Genomic DNA, 1,283 nt, shown 5'->3' with positions numbered 1-1,283 from the left:
GGGCCGGCGACGATTTCAGCGACATCGAGGCGATCCTCAAGAAGCACGGCATCTGAGCGCGGCGCCGCGCGCCGCTGTGACGGGCAGGACGGCGTCCGCCTCCCCGTCGAGGAGACGCGAGGCCGGAAACCGTCACGAGCACCGCGGCGTCGTTCTCCCGCCGGAACCGGTCGTGCGGGCCCCCGGCGCCGCCCCGCGCTGCGCCGGCCGCCCGCGCCGGGCAGTCGGGCGTACGGTCGACAACGGGCGGGGCGGTCGGACACCGTAGCGAATATGTGCGGCCCGGAGCGGGTGAACTCCGCTCCAGGACAGGCGTATCGGCCGAGGCACGGGTGCGGGTGGGTCATGATCACTACGAGATGGTGGACACATCGCGGGGCGAATCCCCCGCACCCCCTGCCGAGGAGCCGCGTGGCTGCCTCTTCGCCCTGTCCCAGCCGCCCCTGATGATCTTCCTGACGGTCGTCGGCGGCCTGCTGCTGATGGCCGCGCTGCACGACCTCTTCCTCCTGTGAGCGGACCGCCCCGCTCCGGCGTCCCGCCCCCGGGTCGCGCACCGCGGGCCGGTGAGCCGCGTCCGGGAGGCGTCAGCCGGCCGCCTCCCGGCGACGGGCCCGGTAGGCGGCGACGTGCAGCCGGTTCCCGCACGTGCGGCTGGAGCAGTAGCGGCGGGACCGGTTGCGCGACAGGTCGACGAAGGCGTCCCGGCAGTCCGGCGCCTCGCACCGCCGCAGCCTCTCCTGCTCGCCCGCCACGACGATGAACGCCAGGGCCATGCCGCAGTCGGCCGCGAGATGGTCGGCCAGGGAGGCGTCCGGCGCGAAGTAGTGCACGTGCCAGTCGTAGCCGTCGTGGTTGGTGAGCTGCGGGGTCGTACCCGCGGCGGCCACGAGCGCGTTCACGAGATCGGCTGCCGCGCGGGCGTCCCCCGCCGCGAATATGTCGGCGAAGCGGCTCCGGACCTCCCGGACGGCGCACAGGTCCTTCTCGCCGAGCACGCCGACGCCGCTGATGTGGTGGCGCTCGGCGAAGCCGTAGAGCGCGGCGACGTCGGGGAGCCCGTCGGCCCGCTCGGTCTCCGGGGCGGTGTTCACCAGCTCGACCACCGTGTCGAGGGCGATCCGGGTGTCGTGGGGGATCAGCACGCTTCGCTCCCTGGCCTCCGGCGGACGGGCGCCCGCCGATGCGGGCTGACTCTACTGGCTCCGCGAAGGCGCTCAGGGCCCGGTGCGGGCGCGCGGGGGAGAAGCCGGGCTCGCGGTCGCCGACCGCGCCGGCGGAGC

Annotated in this window: 2 protein-coding genes; one reads left to right on the top strand and one right to left on the bottom strand. The window is 74.8% G+C overall.

Annotated features, from left to right (window positions below; all coding sequences use genetic code 11):
• The first annotated feature begins 359 nt into the window (after nt 1–359).
• Nucleotides 360–515 carry a hypothetical protein gene (locus ABZ371_RS32695; RefSeq protein ID WP_358686584.1) on the top strand — a complete coding sequence of 52 codons (156 nt, stop codon included), beginning with the start codon at nt 360–362 and terminating at the stop codon, nt 513–515.
• Nucleotides 516–587: 72 nt separating this feature from the next.
• Here the strand turns inward: ABZ371_RS32695 and ABZ371_RS32690 are convergent, their stop codons facing one another.
• The gene (locus ABZ371_RS32690) at nt 588–1,145 is read right to left on the bottom strand and encodes a CGNR zinc finger domain-containing protein (protein WP_358686582.1); all 558 of its coding nucleotides are present in this window, start codon (nt 1,143–1,145) and stop codon (nt 588–590) included.
• Nucleotides 1,146–1,283: the final 138 nt, after the last annotated feature.

Origin of the sequence: Streptomyces sp. NPDC005899 (assembly GCF_040629645.1) — a bacterium.
Lineage (GTDB): Bacteria > Actinomycetota > Actinomycetes > Streptomycetales > Streptomycetaceae > Streptomyces.
Note: the sequence above shows the minus strand (reverse complement) of the source record. Positions and strands in the feature narration are given on the sequence as shown.

Excerpts from the sequence above, each read along its gene's own strand:
- ABZ371_RS32695 (WP_358686584.1), top strand. The coding sequence starts at position 360 with ATGGTGGACACATCGCGGGGCGAATCCCCCGCACCCCCTGCCGAGGAG.